At 59.9% G+C, this 16,784-nt stretch carries 12 protein-coding genes and 2 pseudogenes; 3 read left to right on the top strand and 11 right to left on the bottom strand.

Annotation, left to right across the window (positions count from 1 at the left end):
* Positions 1–24: 24 nt before the first annotated feature.
* The 5 genes from HFO99_RS16335 to clpP all read right to left on the bottom strand — a co-directional run bounded on the left by HFO99_RS16335 (position 25) and on the right by clpP (position 7,945).
* On the bottom strand, positions 25–2,235 hold the full coding sequence (locus HFO99_RS16335) for an esterase-like activity of phytase family protein (RefSeq protein ID WP_222362283.1): 2,211 nt from the start codon (positions 2,233–2,235) through the stop codon (positions 25–27).
* Positions 2,236–2,436: 201 nt separating this feature from the next.
* Positions 2,437–2,712 (bottom strand): DNA-binding protein HupB, encoded by a 276-nt coding sequence (gene hupB, locus HFO99_RS16330; RefSeq protein ID WP_003558438.1) that lies wholly within the window; start codon positions 2,710–2,712, stop codon positions 2,437–2,439.
* 206 nt (positions 2,713–2,918) lie between these two features.
* Entirely contained in the window at positions 2,919–5,336 is a 2,418-nt protein-coding gene (gene lon / locus HFO99_RS16325) for an endopeptidase La (protein ID WP_222252131.1), read from the bottom strand.
* Between the two features lie 399 nt (positions 5,337–5,735).
* Positions 5,736–7,013 (bottom strand): ATP-dependent Clp protease ATP-binding subunit ClpX, encoded by a 1,278-nt coding sequence (gene clpX, locus HFO99_RS16320; protein WP_017963839.1) that lies wholly within the window; start codon positions 7,011–7,013, stop codon positions 5,736–5,738.
* Positions 7,014–7,315: 302 nt separating this feature from the next.
* The gene (clpP, locus tag HFO99_RS16315; RefSeq protein ID WP_017963838.1) at positions 7,316–7,945 is read right to left on the bottom strand and encodes an ATP-dependent Clp endopeptidase proteolytic subunit ClpP; all 630 of its coding nucleotides are present in this window, start codon (positions 7,943–7,945) and stop codon (positions 7,316–7,318) included.
* A gap of 465 nt (positions 7,946–8,410) precedes the next feature.
* On the opposite strand from clpP, the gene HFO99_RS16310 reads away from it, so the two are divergent.
* Positions 8,411–9,664, top strand: a complete 1,254-nt coding sequence (locus HFO99_RS16310) for a GGDEF domain-containing protein (protein ID WP_222362281.1) — start codon at positions 8,411–8,413, stop codon at positions 9,662–9,664.
* A gap of 59 nt (positions 9,665–9,723) precedes the next feature.
* On the top strand, positions 9,724–10,968 hold the full coding sequence (locus tag HFO99_RS16305; RefSeq protein ID WP_222307762.1) for a cytochrome P450: 1,245 nt from the start codon (positions 9,724–9,726) through the stop codon (positions 10,966–10,968).
* Positions 10,969–11,014: 46 nt separating this feature from the next.
* Here the strand turns inward: HFO99_RS16305 and HFO99_RS33945 are convergent.
* The 6 genes and pseudogenes from HFO99_RS33945 to HFO99_RS16280 form a co-directional block, all read right to left on the bottom strand.
* Positions 11,015–11,164 (bottom strand): annotated as a pseudogene (locus tag HFO99_RS33945) (phosphate ABC transporter ATP-binding protein); the annotation flags it as partial.
* A gap of 13 nt (positions 11,165–11,177) precedes the next feature.
* A pseudogene (locus tag HFO99_RS33940) lies at positions 11,178–11,352 on the bottom strand (phosphate ABC transporter substrate-binding protein PstS); the annotation flags it as partial.
* 245 nt (positions 11,353–11,597) lie between these two features.
* On the bottom strand, positions 11,598–13,727 hold the full coding sequence (locus HFO99_RS16295; RefSeq protein WP_222252128.1) for a putative bifunctional diguanylate cyclase/phosphodiesterase: 2,130 nt from the start codon (positions 13,725–13,727) through the stop codon (positions 11,598–11,600).
* 255 nt (positions 13,728–13,982) lie between these two features.
* A complete protein-coding gene (locus HFO99_RS16290) occupies positions 13,983–14,330 on the bottom strand; it encodes a cupin domain-containing protein (protein ID WP_222252127.1) in 348 nt (115 codons plus the stop codon).
* A 23-nt stretch (positions 14,331–14,353) separates the two neighbouring features.
* Positions 14,354–15,637 (bottom strand): O-acetylhomoserine aminocarboxypropyltransferase, encoded by a 1,284-nt coding sequence (locus HFO99_RS16285; RefSeq protein ID WP_222333016.1) that lies wholly within the window; start codon positions 15,635–15,637, stop codon positions 14,354–14,356.
* 117 nt (positions 15,638–15,754) lie between these two features.
* Positions 15,755–16,183, bottom strand: a complete 429-nt coding sequence (locus HFO99_RS16280; RefSeq protein WP_222252125.1) for a CoA-binding protein — start codon at positions 16,181–16,183, stop codon at positions 15,755–15,757.
* Positions 16,184–16,302: 119 nt separating this feature from the next.
* Between HFO99_RS16280 and HFO99_RS16275 the strand changes: the two genes are divergently transcribed.
* Positions 16,303–16,626, top strand: a complete 324-nt coding sequence (locus tag HFO99_RS16275) for a hypothetical protein (protein ID WP_222362279.1) — start codon at positions 16,303–16,305, stop codon at positions 16,624–16,626.
* Positions 16,627–16,784: the final 158 nt, after the last annotated feature.

The following is a 16,784-nucleotide window of genomic DNA, read 5'->3' as shown; positions in this document are numbered from 1 at the left end:
TTGCATATTATCGATCCGTCAAGGTCAGTTGGTGCCGACCAGGTCGACCGGGAAGAACAGGGTCTCGCCGGAGGAGTCGCTGACGCCGTCATTGTCGGTGACCGCGTAGGGCTCGCCCGACGCGTCGAAGGTGAAGCCTTCAAGCTTGTCCAGCACATAGCCATTGGTGGCAGACTTCAGCTCGCCGAGGAAGTCGTGCGCTTCGGTCTTCTTGACGACCGGCAGCGCACCGCCGAGCTTGGCGGGCTTCAGGTCCGATATCGCGACCTTGTAAAGCTTCTTCAGCCTGGCGGCATCACCGACGCGGTTGTCGCGCTCGATGATGAAGACGCTGTCGCCCTGAGCCGAGATTTCCGACAGGCCGACCCAGCCGCTTTCCGTCTTGTCGAGCGGATAGCGAACAGCACCCCATTCCTTCTTCTTCGGATTGTAGGAGACGAGCTTGACGAAGCCCTTTTCGTCGTCGCTCCACTCGCGCTGGACCGCCATCCAGAGCGTCGCATCGTCGCCGGTGCCGATAATGGTCACGCCTTCGAAGCCGTAGCGGATTTCGTTGGCGACGAGTTCCTTCGGCAGCGCGATCTCGGCCTTGATGTCACCCTTGGCATTGACGTTGTAGAGCGCATGCGGGACGAGACGCTCGCTGTAGCCTTCCGAGGCGAGCCAGAAGGAGCCATCGGCGGCAACCGCGATGCCTTCGATGTCGAGCTTCTGGGCGGGAGCACCGTCACGCTTGACGACGAGGGCGTCGGTGATGACGGCCGGCTTCTGGCTGGCATCGATCGTATAAATCGTCGGCTGCGAGCCCAGAACGCTGTCGCTGACGGCGTAGAGCATGCCCGGCTTGCCCGGGACGGCGGCGAGACCCGAAAGGGCGGCGAAGCCGATCGGATTGCCATCCTTCTCGGCAGAGACGATCTGCGGATAGGCCTTCTCGCCTTCCGAGCGCTCGTAGATCATCACATTCGAACGCGTGCCGCCGTCCTTGCCGAGGTCGAGCTCGTTGGCGGTCGCAAGAAGCTTGCGCGCGGGAATGGCGATCGCGCCTTCCGGCGAAATGCCCGACGGCAGCAACTGGACGAGTTCGGGATCAGCGCCGGTATCTTTGTAGACGCCGACGACCGAGGCACGCTCGGCGAGCAGGAAGAAATACCGATCATCGCCGAACTTGGCGGCTTCAAGGCCTTCGGGCTCGACGCCCTTCGATCCCGAACGGCTTTCCGGATAGTGGCCGATATGGGCAACGGCCCGTTCGAAGGATGCGCCTGATTCGTAGAGAAGCTTGCCCGTCTTGTCGAAGATGGTGAAACCACGCGAGCCCCCCTCGTAGTCGCCTTCATTGGCGACGACGAGGCGGTTATCGTCCAGCCACTTGACAGCGTCGGGCTCGCGCAGCACGCCCTGGGCTTCGCCCGAGAATTTCAGGGCGCCGTCACGCTTGGTGTCGATACCGGAGAGATCGACGCTGCCGGCGGAGAAATGCGTCTTCACGTCAGCCGTGTTGGCGTCGATGATGACGATCTCATTGTTCTCCTGCAGCGTGAGGGCAATTTCGTTCAGACCGTTGAAGGCGACAAATTCCGGCTCCGGATCTTCAGGGGCGACGCCGGTAAGCCCGGTCAGCGCCACGTGCTTGATGGTGCCGCAATCGACGGTGCCGTTCTTGACCTGGAAGACGACGAGGTCGCCGGCCGGCATTTGCGGGATCTTGCCGTCATTGACGTCTTCGTCGCGCTCGTTTTCGATTGCGACGGCGCCGAGCGTCTTGTCCTTGTTGAGGGCGATCGAATCCGGCTGGCCGCCGAGATCGCAGGTGTTCTCGATCTTCTTGGTCGCCACGTCGACGATCGCGAGACGGCCCGAGGGCTTCGCCTTGCTTTCGGAGGTGTTGACAGCAACGAGCGCCTTGCCGGCGCTGGAGGTGACCGATGTCGGCTCGCCGTCCATCATCACCGCGCCGCCGGCCTTCGGTGCCTTGGCGTCGGTAATGTCGATGAAGCCGATCGCGCCGAGCGGGCTGTCGCTATAGATCAGCGTGTTGCCGTCGTCGGTCACGGTGATGATTTCTGCGGAGCTCGCCGACAGCTTGTCCTTGTCGGCCGGCAGGTTCGCCGCAACCGGGAAGGAGGCGATGCGGTTGAAAACCGGTTCGGCCGCAGCCGGAAAGGCGACGGATGCGAGAAACACGGCAGCGAGTGCCGCCTGGCCCAATGAAATTGTCATGAAATCCCCCATGTATCGAACATTCGAAACATAGGTTTTCTGAGGGAGCGGCATGACACGGGCATGACAGATGCGACATTTTGCACCTGATTGCGTCAGGCGATTGTCCGCTCGCTTCGCACCGACCTGCCAAGCAAAAGGGGTCCGGCAAAGCCGAACCCCTCTCAAATCCTGCACAGCCGGTCTCGTTTCCGGTTGACGGATAATATCAGATCAGCCGTTGACGGCGTCCTTCAGCCCCTTGCCGGGCGTGAATTTCGGCACGTTGCGAGCCGGAATGTCGACTTCAGCGCCCGTCGACGGATTACGGCCCTTCGTTGCGGCACGATGAGAAACGGTGAAGCTGCCGAAACCCGCGAGGCGGATGTCGCCCTTGTTCTTGAGTTCAGCCTGGACAACGTCGAAAACCGCGTCAACAGCGGAAGCCGCGTCAGACTTCGTCAGTCCTGCCTTTTCGGCTACTGCGGACACGAGTTCATTCTTGTTCATGTTTCCACCCCTTTCTAAATGGTATGAAACGACTCAAAAGTAAGCTAGGCGCAGAATAGGTTTCATCAGGCCCGCCGAAAACCCAAAAGCCCTGCAAATCAAGGAAAAGCAAGCGTCTACATGACGTTTTCACAAAAAAGGCTGGCGTTTCCGCCAGCCTTTTTGCGTGTTTTGTCCCAATGGGGCATAAATGTGGCAAAGGCCACTCAATGCGCTATGGTTGCGCCTGTCTCATCGAGGCCTTCGACCGTTGCGATGACCGGCGTTTCCACCGTACCATCCCATTCGATCGGCTCCGGCCGCCGGATCAGTGCGTGCTTGATCACCTCGCCCATGCGGGATACCGGGATGATCTCCATGTTGTTCTTCACGTTATCAGGAATCTCCGCCAGGTCCTTGGCGTTTTCCTCCGGAATCAGCACCTTCTTGATGCCGCCGCGAAGCGCTGCGAGCAGCTTTTCCTTGAGACCGCCGATCGGCAGCACACGGCCGCGAAGGGTGATTTCACCGGTCATGGCCACATGCCTGTCCACCGGAATGCCGGTCATGATCGAGACGATCGCGGTTGCCATGGCGACGCCGGCCGAGGGGCCATCCTTCGGCGTCGCGCCTTCCGGCACGTGCACGTGGATGTCGCTCTTGTCGAAGCGCGGCGGCTCGATGCCGAAATCGACAGCGCGCGAGCGGACATAGGAGGCCGCCGCCGAGATCGATTCCTTCATGACTTCCTTCAGATTGCCGGTGACCGTCATGCGGCCTTTGCCCGGCATCATTACGCCTTCGATGGTCAGCAGCTCGCCACCGACTTCCGTCCAGGCAAGACCGGTCACGACGCCGACCTGATCCTCGCCCTCGGCTTCGCCATGGCGGAAGCGCGGGACGCCCAGATAGTCGGAGATGTTGGCAGCCGTCACGTGAACGGCCTTCGTCTTGCCCTTGATGATCTCGGTGACCGCCTTGCGGGCGAGTTTCATCAGTTCGCGTTCGAAGTTGCGGACGCCGGCTTCGCGGGTATACTGCTGGCTGATCGCCATCAGGGCGTCGTCGCTGACCGAGAATTCCTCCGGCTGCAACGCATGTTCCTTGATGGCCTTCGGCAGCAGGTGCCGCTTGGCGATTTCGCGCTTTTCATCCTCGGTGTAGCCGGCGATACGGATGATCTCCATGCGGTCCATCAGGGGCGCTGGAATGTTCAGCGTGTTCGCCGTCGTGATGAACATCACATCCGACAGGTCGTATTCGACTTCCAGATAGTGATCCATGAAGGTCATGTTCTGCGCCGGATCGAGCACTTCGAGCAGGGCCGAGGATGGATCGCCGCGATAGTCCTGGCCGAGCTTGTCGATCTCGTCGAGCAGGAACAGCGGGTTGGACTTCTTCGCCTTCTTCATCGACTGGATGACCTTGCCGGGCATCGAGCCGATATAGGTGCGGCGGTGACCGCGGATTTCGGCTTCGTCACGAACGCCGCCAAGCGCCATGCGGACATACTCACGGCCGGTCGCCTTGGCGATCGACTGGGCGAGCGAGGTCTTGCCGACACCCGGAGGACCGACGAGGCAGAGGATCGGGCCCTTGATCTTGGTGGCACGGGCCTGCACCGCCAGATATTCGACGATGCGCTCCTTGACCTTGTCGAGACCGAAGTGATCGGCTTCGAGGATCTTCTCGGCATTGTTGAGGTCGGCCTTGATCTTCGACTTCTTGCCCCAGGGAATGCCGAGCAACCAGTCCAGATAATTGCGCACGACAGTGGCTTCCGCCGACATCGGGCTCATCTGGCGCAGCTTCTTCAGCTCCGCATCGGCCTTTTCACGGGCTTCCTTGGACAGCTTGGTCTTGGAGATGCGCTCTTCCAGTTCGCTCATCTCGTCGCGGCCTTCCTCGCCGTCGCCGAGTTCCTTCTGGATCGCCTTCATCTGTTCATTGAGGTAGTATTCGCGCTGGGTCTTCTCCATCTGGCGCTTGACGCGCGAGCGGATGCGCTTTTCGACCTGCAGGACCGAGATCTCGCCTTCCATGAAGCCGAGGGCCTTTTCGAGGCGCTGCTTGACGCTGGTGGTCTCCAGCATCTCCTGCTTCTCGGTGATCTTGATCGACAGATGAGAAGCGACCGTATCGGCGAGCTTGGAATAGTCGTCGATCTGGCTGGCAGCGCCGACCACTTCGGGCGAAATCTTCTTGTTGAGCTTCACGTAGCTCTCGAATTCGGAGACGACCGAACGCGACAAGGCTTCCAGTTCGACCGGATCGTCATGCGGCTCCTCGAGCACATGGCCGAGCGCCTCATAGAAATCCTCGCGGCTGGTATAGGTGTCGATCTCGGCGCGGGCGCGACCTTCGACCAGAACCTTCACGGTGCCGTCGGGCAGCTTCAAGAGCTGCAGCACGTTCGCCACGGTGCCGACATTGTGGATCGCCGAAGGATCCGGATCGTCGTCGCTGGCGTTGATCTGTGTCACCAGCATGATCTGCTTGTCGGAACCCATGACCTCTTCGAGCGCACGGATCGACTTTTCCCGTCCGACGAATAGCGGCACGATCATATGCGGGAAAACCACGATGTCGCGTAGGGGCAGAACAGGGTAGGCAGTGCTGGTCGCTACAGACGTTTTCTTCGTCATTTTATGTCCTTTCCATCGTCCCGTTGCCGGGCTCTCTGCACGGCCGCTTGGGACCGGCCGGCAATCTCACTTGTTGCTACAAGTGGAGGTTCTGACTACGCTTTTCAAGCCACGCCAACGCCCGCGTCCCTCGGATGTGACAGCTTTATTACACGGAACGCCAACACTATGACGCGCGTGGCTGGACCGGCGCTTACCACTTTCGACCCGGCTAAAATGCAAACGCCAGCAAGAGGCTTACGGATCATTGCATCATTGCCAAGCACGACCCCTTGCGCAACATCGGCAAAGGCAATTCGGTTCCCACCGGCAAATACTAACAGCGCTCCGCATGGTTTTTCAAATAGAAAGGGGCCTGCCTATGGCAAGCCCCCAAAATAATCACACAAAAGCTCGAGCTCACGCCGAAGCGTTAGCCTTTTCTTCCTGCCGATCGGCATAGATATAAAGCGGACGGGCCGAACCGCGCACCACTTCCTCTGATATGACGACCTCGCGCACGCCTTCCAGCGTCGGCAGTTCGAACATCGTGTCGAGCAGGATCTTCTCCATGATCGAGCGAAGGCCGCGCGCGCCGGTCTTGCGCACGATCGCCTTGCGGGCGATTTCGCGCAGAGCGTCCTCGTGGAAGTTCAGTTCCACATCCTCCATCTCGAACAGCCGCTGATACTGCTTGATCAGCGCGTTCTTCGGCTCGGACAGGATCTGGATCAGCGCATCCTCATCGAGGTCCTCAAGCGTCGCCAGAACCGGCAGACGGCCGATGAATTCGGGGATGAGCCCGAACTTGACCAGATCTTCCGGCTCCAGTTCGCGCAGGACCTCACCGACGCGGCGGTCATCCTGCGACTTGACGGTGGCGCCGAAGCCGATCGAAGTCTTCTCGCCGCGGGCAGAGATGATCTTGTCGAGGCCGGCAAAGGCGCCGCCGCAGATGAACAGGATGTTCGTCGTGTCGACCTGCAGGAATTCCTGCTGCGGGTGCTTGCGGCCGCCCTGCGGCGGAACGGACGCGACCGTGCCCTCCATGATCTTCAGCAGCGCCTGCTGTACGCCCTCGCCCGAGACGTCGCGGGTGATCGACGGGTTGTCGGACTTGCGCGAAATCTTGTCGACTTCGTCGATGTAGACGATGCCGCGTTGCGCACGCTCGACATTGTAATCGGCCGACTGCAGCAGCTTCAGGATGATGTTTTCGACATCCTCGCCGACATAACCGGCCTCGGTCAGCGTCGTCGCGTCAGCCATGGTGAAGGGAACGTCGATGATGCGGGCGAGCGTCTGGGCAAGATAGGTCTTGCCGCAGCCGGTCGGGCCGACGAGCATGATGTTCGACTTCGCCAGCTCGACTTCGCCGTTCTTGGAGGCGTGCGCCAGGCGCTTGTAATGGTTGTGAACGGCAACCGACAGGATCTTCTTCGCCTGCCGCTGGCCGATGACGTATTCGTCGAGGACCTTGATGATGTCCTGAGGCGTCGGAACGCCGTCGCGGGACTTGACCATCGAGGACTTGTTCTCCTCGCGGATGATGTCCATGCACAGTTCGACGCATTCATCGCAGATGAAGACGGTCGGTCCGGCAATCAGTTTCCGGACTTCGTGCTGGCTCTTTCCGCAGAACGAACAATAAAGAGTGTTCTTGGAGTCGCCGCCGTTGCTGCCGCTGACCTTGCTCATATCACTTTCCTTCCAGCACGCCGCATTTCAAGGCGAAATCGCGGTCCACTCTATCAGCTCCTGGCGGCACTCCGTTTCCGGAGCCTTTGCCGAGAAGGGCTTCAGGGGGTACGAACCGGGCCAACCAATCATGTCCTGGTCCCGGCGGCAACGAACTCCCCTTCGAATGCCGAATGCTATGTCATAAAAATTCAACATAGCATTAATAGCTACTATTAGCGTCTTCGTCGCAGGATGAAAGCCCTTGTTCAATCACAAATGGGATAGAACTGTGGCGAGGAAAACACCATCCCTATTAATTACTAGGCCTGTTCGCCTTCCATTTCGAGGCGCGACGTCAGAACCTTGTCGATGACGCCCCAGCTCTGGGCTTCGTCCGCATCCATGAAATGGTCACGATCGAGCGTCTTTTCAACTTCCTCGTAGGTGCGGCCAGTGTGCTTGACGTAGACCTCGTTCAGGCGGCGCTTCATCTTGAGGATGTCGCGGGCATGACGCTCGATGTCCGACGCCTGGCCCTGGAAGCCGCCCGATGGCTGATGCACCATGATGCGGGAATTCGGCGTCGCAAAGCGCATGTCCTGGTGGCCGGCCGCCAGCAGAAGCGAGCCCATGGATGCGGCCTGGCCGATGCAGAGCGTTGAAACCGCGGGCTTGATGAACTGCATCGTATCGTAGATCGCCATGCCGGCGGTGACGACGCCACCGGGCGAATTGATGTAGAGGGCGATTTCCTTCTTCGGGTTTTCGGCCTCGAGGAAGAGCAGCTGGGCGCAGACGAGCGTTGCCATATGGTCTTCGACGGCACCCGTCAGGAAGATGATGCGTTCCTTCAACAGGCGGGAATAGATGTCGTAAGAGCGTTCACCGCGGTTGGTCTGTTCCACGACCATCGGCACGAGGGCCATTGCGGTATCGACTGGGTTTCTCATGTGCGTCCTTTGTCAACGTCTCGCCGGCCAGCGCCGGGAATCAAAGAAAAATATCTTACCCCTACATAGAGTGTCCCGGCCCTCCTCTTCAAGACACGCATGAGGATAACGTTAAGAAGGCGCGGCCAGGCGGCTTTAGCGCCTTCTTCATGCATGTCGCTATCCCGGAACCGCTGCACACTTCCGACCGACATGCATTAAGTTTCGGCTCCTGGTAGCGTCTTTCCCCCAAACGCCTGTTAACGGCGAGCCCTCTGTATGATCTCCCCCCGCTTTTCCCCATGACAGGATGAAGGAAGGCTTACGCCATTCGATAAAACTCATACACGTTTACACAACGGAAAGCCTACCGGCAGATATCGGCCCGAAACAATGCCGCAGCGCAGCGACATTAAGGAAGTGGCGAGCTTCCTCAGCAAGGATGCAAGCCAACAGAAAAGGGCGGACAGACAAGGGGTTGCTGCCGTGTTCAATATTGCTACAGGTCTCGCCATCTGGTGTTCAGAGGCCATGACGCTCGCTTTGGTGCTGTTCGTTGCCTGGCGCCATAACGTCAGGAACGAGACCTATCTCTATTGGGGCTTGGGCTTCCTCCTGACCGGCATTGGCTTTGCGATGGTCGCGCTGCGCGGCGAAATCCCCAGCGTGCTTTCCGTAGAGGCGGGCAACGCCATTGCCCTGCTCGGCCAGAGCGCCTGGGTGGCGGGTTTTCTGGCGCTCGACCGCAAGCGGATCGAATGGTGGGCGCTGCTGCCGCCGGCCATCTGGCTCGCCGGGGTCTTCCTGCCTTGGGTCAACAGCGATTATTCAAACCGCGTGGTGCTCTATAACCTTGCTTCGGCGACGGGTGCGACGGCACTTGCCATGGCAGTCGCCGCCGGCGACATGCGCCGCGAGCGCACCCGCGTCAAGCTGATGGGCGTGTTCGTCATCCAGGGCTGCCTGTGCTTCGGCTCGGCGCTGATAATGGCGCTGACGCTGCCGAGCGATATCGAAGCGACCAATCTCGGCGGCGCTTCCGCCATGGCCAGCGCCTTCCTGCTCACCATCGCCTTCGCGTTCACCTGCCGGCTGATCATGGAGCGTTCCGAACGGCACCTGCGTGCGCTCACCCTGACCGATTCGCTGACCGGCGTGCTCAACCGCCGCGGCCTGCTCGGCTATTTCGACGCCACCCAGGAAAAGGCCCATGACGACCGGCGCCAGGTCGCGGTCTTGCTTTTCGATCTCGACCATTTCAAGCGCGTCAACGACCGTTTCGGCCACCAGTCCGGTGACGCCGTGCTGACCGCATTCGCGCGGATGGCCCGCCAGTATATTCCGAACAACATCTTCGGCCGCATGGGCGGCGAGGAATTCGCCGCCTTCGCCGCGGTCACGGACCAGAGCGAAGCCGAGGCGATCGCCGAAGCGATCCGCACCGACTTCTGCCGTCTTCCCGTCAGCACCGGCGAAGCGATCGTTCCGGTCACCGTCAGCATCGGCATCGCGCTCGCCTCCTCGATCGAAGCCAATATCGACAAGCTGATCTCAGCCGCCGACCGGGCGCTCTATGCGGCGAAGGCCGCAGGCCGCAACTGCACGGTCACCTTCGGCGAAGCGGAGGCCGCAGCCCCTGCACCAGCCACGCCGAGCAGCACTGCCGGCGAACTCGTGCCGACGGTCGACGACCAGGTCGAAGCGCTGCGACGCATGGGGACCCTGTCACGGGCCGGGTAGTCCGGGATCGCTTACCCCGCATCTTTCCGAGCCCCGGCAAATCCGCTAAGCCTCGGGGCATGATGATCCCATCCTTTCTCTCGATCGACCGCGCCAACCGTCATGTCTCGCTTGATAGCCGCAACCCGGCCTTCTACGGCAACCCGAATGCCGTCTATGCCGCGCTTCACGCCCATTGCCCGACCTTCTACTGGAGCGAGCAGAAGCAGTGGTTCTTCACGGGTTACGACCATGTGAACGGTCTGCTGCGCGACCGGCGCTTCGGCCGGCAGATCCTGCATATCGCCAGCCGCGAGGAACTCGGCCTTGCCGAGCCGATGCCGCATCTTGCCAGTTTCGATCTCTCGGAACGTTATTCGCTGCTCGAACTCGAACCGCCGGAGCACACGCGGCTGCGCACGCTCGTCAACCGCGCCTTCGTTTCCCGCCATGTCGAGAAGATGAAACCGGAACTTGCGGAACTTGCCAACCGGCTGATCGACGGCTTCGCGGAGAAGCGTGAGGTCGAGTTGCTCTCGGCCTTTGCCGACATCATTCCGGTGACGATGATCGCGCGGATGATCGGCATCCCCGAGAAGATGGGGCCGCAACTGCTTGCCTGGTCACACGCCTATGTCCGCATGTACATGTTCGGCCGTACGCGCGAGCAGGAGGAAGAGGCCGAACGGGCGGCCAAGGAATTTTCCGACTACGTCAAGACGGTGATCGCCGAACGCCGCGCCGAGCCGCGCGACGACCTGCTGACCCACATGATCCATACCGAGCACAAGGGCCAGTATCTGACCGAGGAGGAGCTCGTCTCGACGACGATCGTGCTGCTCAATGCCGGGCATGAGGCGACCGTGCACCAGATCGGCAATTCCGTACGCACCATCCTGGACAGCGGCTGCGATCCGGCGAAACTCTTCCGGGACGAGGCGACGACGGAGCGCACCGTCGAGGAAACCTTGCGCATCTGCGCGCCGGTCCACATCTTCCAGCGCTGGGCCCTGGAGCCTGCTGAAATCGACGGCGTCTCCTTCAAGCGCGGCGACAAGGTTAGCCTCATCCTCGCCGCCGCCAATCTCGACCCGGCGAAATTCACCGATCCCCTCACCTTCAAGCCCGACCGCAACGAGGCGGCAAACCTCTCCTTCGGCGCCGGCATCCATTTCTGCATCGGTGCGCCGTTGGCACGGCTGGAGCTCAACGTCGTGCTGCCGATCCTGTTCGAACGGCTGGCCAGCCTCAAGCTGGCAAAGACACCCGTGGTCAAGGACGTCTACCATTTCCACGGGCTGGACCGGCTGGATCTGCAATGGTGATCGATTCCTCCTTCGGGCATCGCTGAAGCGATCCCGGGATCGCGGATCAGCCGTAACGGCTGGTAATATAGTCTTCCGTGCGCTTGACCTTCGGCGACTGGAAAATCTCAGCGGTCGGGCCGTATTCGATCAGCTCGCCCAGATACGTGAAGGCCGTGTTGTCAGAGATGCGGCTCGCGTGCTGCATGTTTTGGGTGCCGCCGACGACGAGGGAACTGACCGAGGCCGCCGGTCGTCGGGTCTTCCGGCTTTGGGCACCAGACGCGCCGAAGTCAACCGTTGCAGTCTTGATCTGGGCGATACCGCCGAACCGATCGACTGGTAGTTCAGCTTGTCGTCGGTCTGCTTCTTGTAGTCCGCAGACCATTTGGACAGCACGGAGTGCGGATTTAATAAAGCCTTTGTAAAAACATCGGGATAGATTGACTTATGGCTGTGGTGGATTGCCGCAATCATGCTTGGAAATGTCATTTTTGGGCTTTTGTATGCTGCAGCAGGACAAACATTCCCGGTTAACGGTGAAGACGTCCGGCAGCCAGTGAAAGGGAGTCACGTTCAGCGGTCACCCCTCTGCTAGAACGCCGGTAACGAGCCATCAACACCGAGCATATACCACGATCTTGGCGGCATCATGCGACTGACTCTTCTTCCAGCCTGCTGGATATGTCATATGCCGACATGGGTTTTCCAATCAGATATCCTTGAAGCTGATCGCAGCCGGCGTCGCGCAAGATCGCCGCCTGGCGAGCGGTCTCGATACCTTCCGCGGTCACGGGAATCCGCAGCGCGGTCGCGAGCGAGATGGTTGCCCGCAGAACATCGGCGCCATTTGCGCCTTCGTCGAGAGCAGACACGAGCGAGCGGTCGATCTTCATGCGATCAAACCCGAACTGCCGCAATGCACCAATGCTTGCGTAACCGCAGCCAAAGTCATCAAGCGCGAACTTGATGCCGACGCGTTTGAGCTGGTCTATCGATCGCCGGGCCTGATCCGGATTTGTCATCAGAACGCCTTCTGTGATTTCCAATGTCAGGCGGTTGGGATTAAAATCGAGCTCCTGCAGGACCGAGATCACTTCGGCGGCAAACTCCGGATTGCAGAGCTGGATTGGCGAAACGTTCACCGACAATGCCAGATCGGGCCAGCTCTTGGCGTGCTCGATCGATGTTCTCAGCATATGAAGGCCGAGCGCATCGATGAGGCCGCACCTCTCGGCAAGAGGGATGAAAATCTCCGGGCTGATGTTTCCCGTTGCAGTTCGCCAGCGCGCCAGTGCTTCAAGACCGGTCACAGCACCGGTCGTGGCAGAGACAAGAGGTTGGAAAACGGCTTCGATTGCGCCACTGCTGATGGCGCTCTTCAACAGGCCTTCCAGTTCGGCGACTCGTTGGCGTTCCCGGTCCAGTTCGGGGTCGTATTCGATCGCCTGGCCTCTGCCATTTGCCTTGGCACGATAAAGGGCCATGTCCGCTCTGCGGAGAAGCTCCAAGGGCGGGACGTCGCCGTTGCGAACAGCAGCTCCGATGCTTGCGCCAACTTCGATTGTTCGTCCGTCGATTTTGAAGGGCTCGGCAAACTGCGCCAAAATCGTCTTTTCCATATCACCGCACGTGGCGGAACCGACGTGCACCAGCGCAAATTCATCGCCCCCGAGCCGCGCCGTGGCAATGATTTCGGGGTGGCAGGCGGTTAGCGCCTTCGAGACCAGCCGGATCAAATCGTCCCCCACCGCATGGCCCCAGGCATCGTTGACGGCTTTGAAGCCATCAAGGTCGACCAGATAAAGCCGATGTGGCGAAGATGCCGAATTTTCCAGCTCTTCCAACATGTTGAGAAGCCCGTGTCTGTTCAACAGACCGCTCAGGCTATCGTGGTCGGCTTCGAAAATCGCTGTTTGCGCCAATTGGCGCAGGCGCCGCGCCTCGGACGCACCAACCAGCAGAACGCCGATCAGGAACAGCGCGAGGATGACGATAGCGGCTGCAACATAGGGGTAGACCTGATGAAACACGGCGCTTCCCGGCGCTTTGCTGGGCCAGACGAGATAGCCGATGACGGCCCCCTTAATGTCGGTGATCGGCGTGTTCAGGAAATCCGGCTTCGGCGTCGTCTCAAGGCGCAAGCCTTCAAGTTCATGTTCGTTCGAGAGCGTGTCGACAACTTCCGATGTAAATTCCTTGTAGAAACTCAGCGTGCTAAGCTTCGGAAGCTCGGCGGTCGCCTCGAAAGGCTGGATTGCCTGCGATGCGATCAGCGCGATACCGCTTTCGGTCTTGATGAAATTGATCACTGGCGCCCGCCCCGGATCGGCAGCCACATCGATCTGCTGATAAAAACCTTGCCCGAAAAAGGCGCTCGGCTGGAAGGGCTTGCCTTTGGCATAGGCCGAGACGATCGAAGACCGGTCAGGGCCGATCACGATCGCGCCGTCATAGAGCGCGTAATCCTCGCTGGTTTTTCCCCAATTCTCATAGGCCCAATCCGCGGCGGCCGAAGATGAGGCAGCACTGTAGGCATCGTCCCATACGGCATTGTCCGTCGTCGTCGCGCTCAGGCGACCCACAAATGCACCGATTGCCGCGCGGGCGGCGCGACTGGCCCTGGCATCATCGATTTCGTTCGCCGACCGGGTCATCGTAATGACAACATGTGCCACCAGGCCAGTCAGGACGAGGGCGACGACAAGGAAGAAGACGGTTGTCGCGATGATGGAAGACGTCTGGGTCCGAATGTACCTACCTGCAAGATTCGACGACATGCATATTCCGCAAAGATTAATTGCAAGGCCATGTCTGTGGGACGGCAGGAGACATCATGTCCGCAATGCGCTGCAAATAAGGTTTAGCATTTGTCGATGTAGGCACGATTAATGGGATTGGTTAAAAGCATCTCAATCCGGGACAAAGTGTCACGAACACCGTCGTTGCCTGCTTGCCGTCGCGGATCATCGCCGTGAAAGTGACGACAAAGGCGAAGCCGAAAACGGGACAGGCTCGGCTTCGTTCGCCGCCGCTCAAACCTTAATCACATAATCCTTGCGAGTCGTTTCAACGACTTCCCACGTTCCCTTGAAGCCGGGCCTGACGATCATCCGGTCGCCTGTCTTCAGATGAACCGGCTCACCGCCATCCTCCGTCACGATCGAATGGCCGGACAGCAGACTGAAATATTCCCATTCCTCGTAGGTGATCCGCCACTTGCCCGGCGTCGCCTCCCAAATGCCGGAATAGAGGCCGCCTTCGCCTTCCTCCAGATTCCAGGTGCGGAAATGCGGATCGCCGGAAATGATCCGGCCGGGCTCCGGGGCGCCGAACTCGGGTTCGACGCCGTCGATATCGAAGGTGATGAAAAAATTTGTCATGGCCGCCGTAGATCCCTCTGATCTCAGATCTTCGAAAGCGCCTGTTCGAGATCGGCGATGATGTCCTTGACGTCCTCGATGCCGACGGAAAGGCGAACCACGTCAGGCCCCGCGCCGGCAGCGATCCTCTGCTCGTCGGTCAACTGCCGGTGCGTCGTCGAGGCCGGATGAATAACGAGCGAGCGGGTGTCGCCGATATTGGCGAGGTGGGAGAAGAGTTCCAGCCCCTCCACCAGCGTCTTGCCCGCCTCATAGCCGCCCTTGACGCCGAAGGTGAAGACGGAGCCGGCGCCCTTCGGCGAATAGCGCTGCTGCAGGGCGTAGTTCGGGTCGTCGTCGAGGCCGGCATAATTCACCCAGGCGATCTTGCTGTGTGCCTTCAGCCATTTGGCGACGGCGATCGCATTGTCGCTGTGGCGCTGCATTCTGAGCGGCAGCGTCTCGATACCGGTCAGGATCAGGAAGGCATTGAAGGGCGAGATCGCCGGCCCGAGGTCGCGCAGGCCAAGCACGCGGGCGGCGATCGCGAAGGCAAAATTGCCAAAGGTCGCGTGTAGCACCATGCCGTTATATTCCGGCCGAGGGCTCGACAGCATCGGGTAATTGCCGGATTTCGACCAGTCGAAGGTGCCGCCGTCGACGATGAGGCCGCCCATGGAATTGCCGTGGCCGCCGAGAAATTTCGTCAGCGAATGAACGACGATGTCGGCACCGTGCTCGATCGGGCGGATGAGATAGGGCGTCGCCATCGTGTTGTCGACGATCAGCGGCAGGCCGTGGCGATGTGCGACGTCGGCAATCGCCGCAATATCAACGAAGGTGCCGCCGGGATTGGCTAGGCTTTCGATGAAGATGCCGCGCGTCTTGTCGTCGATCTGGCTTTCGAAGCTCGCCGGATCGGCGGCATCGGCCCAACGCACCTGCCAGCCAAAATTCTCGAAGGCATGGCCGAACTGGTTGACCGAGCCGCCATAGAGCTGGCGGGCAGCGATGAAATTCTCGCCGGGGCGCATGATGTTGTGGAAGACGATCATCTGCGCCGCATGGCCGGAAGCAACGGCAAGGGCTGCCGTGCCGCCCTCGAGCGCTGCGACGCGCTCCTCAAGCACGGCCTGCGTCGGGTTCATGATGCGGGTGTAGATGTTGCCGAAGGCCTGCAGCCCGAAGAGGGCGGCGGCATGATCGGAATCATTGAAGACGAAAGCGGTCGTCTGGTAGATCGGCGTTATACGCGCCCCAGTCGCCGGGTCGGGCTGTGCGCCGGCGTGGATCGCCAACGTGTTGAATCCCGGATCGTTCTTGGCCATGTCGTCCTCCCGTTATTGCTGACGGGCAGGATCATAGCCTGTCGTTTGCGAAAGTTAATCGCGATCCGTTTCAACCCATGGGCGTTCGGTGGAAAATCCGTCTCAGCGGACCGCAACTCAGGCAATAAGACGAGGATACTCGATCGCAGGGCAGCGGTTCATCACGACCTGGATGCCGGCGGCCTCCGCCTTTGCCGCAGCCGCATCGTCGCGGACACCAAGCTGGGCCCAGATGATCTTCGGCAGCGGTCCCAGCGCCAGTGCCTCCTCGACAACTCCATCCAGATGTTCGGAGGCGCGAAATACGTCGACCATGTCAATCGGCACGGGAATGTCGGCTAGCCGGGCATACACGGTACGGCCTTGGATCTGTTTGCCCGCCTGCCCCGGATTGACAGGAATGACCTCGTAGCCACGCGACAGCAGATAGCCCATGACGCCGTTGCTCGGCCGGGCCGGATTGGGCGAAGCGCCGGTCAGCGCGATGGTTTTAACCGAATGCAGAATTCCGGCGAGGTATTCATCTGTGTAGGCGTCGTGATTCATGTCCGCTTCTCCATTCCCGAAATCCCTTCGGCACAGCCGACATGTTTTTTGCGTTTTCGTGAAACCGGCGGCGTGTCTCCTTCGTATATATGAATTGGCTACTCCCTGAGGATGATTCGATGAAAAAAATCGCTCTTGCCCTCATGCTCGTGCTCGCCGCATCGCCGGCGCTGGCGATCTCGCGTTACAATCCGCTCGCCATGAGCTGTGCCAGCGTGCGCGCTGCCATCCACAATCAAGGCGCCGTCATCTTCCGCTACCAGTCTCCGCGAGGCTTGCCGCTCTATGATCGCTATATCCGCAACAGCAATTATTGCGACGCGACCGATTATGCGGAATGGACGCATATCCCCTCCAAAGACAATCCCCGCTGCCAGGTACTGAACTGCCAGAGCATAGACAACCTGAACGGGATGTTCTTCATTCCGCATCATCAGCTTTGATTTTTTCGCCGTCGTGACAGCCGCCGAAACTGTACGTCTTTCGCGTTTGCGAAAGGTTTGAGCTCAATTCCGCGCTGCGATTTCTTGAAGATTGCACAACCAAAGGCTTTAATTTTCCCATATGTCAAAGCTATAGAATAATATCTATATTTCAGCAG

The sequence above is a fragment of the Rhizobium leguminosarum genome, from assembly GCF_019798305.1.
In the GTDB taxonomy this organism is placed as follows: domain Bacteria; phylum Pseudomonadota; class Alphaproteobacteria; order Rhizobiales; family Rhizobiaceae; genus Rhizobium; species Rhizobium leguminosarum_U.
Note: the sequence above shows the minus strand (reverse complement) of the source record. Positions and strands in the feature narration are given on the sequence as shown.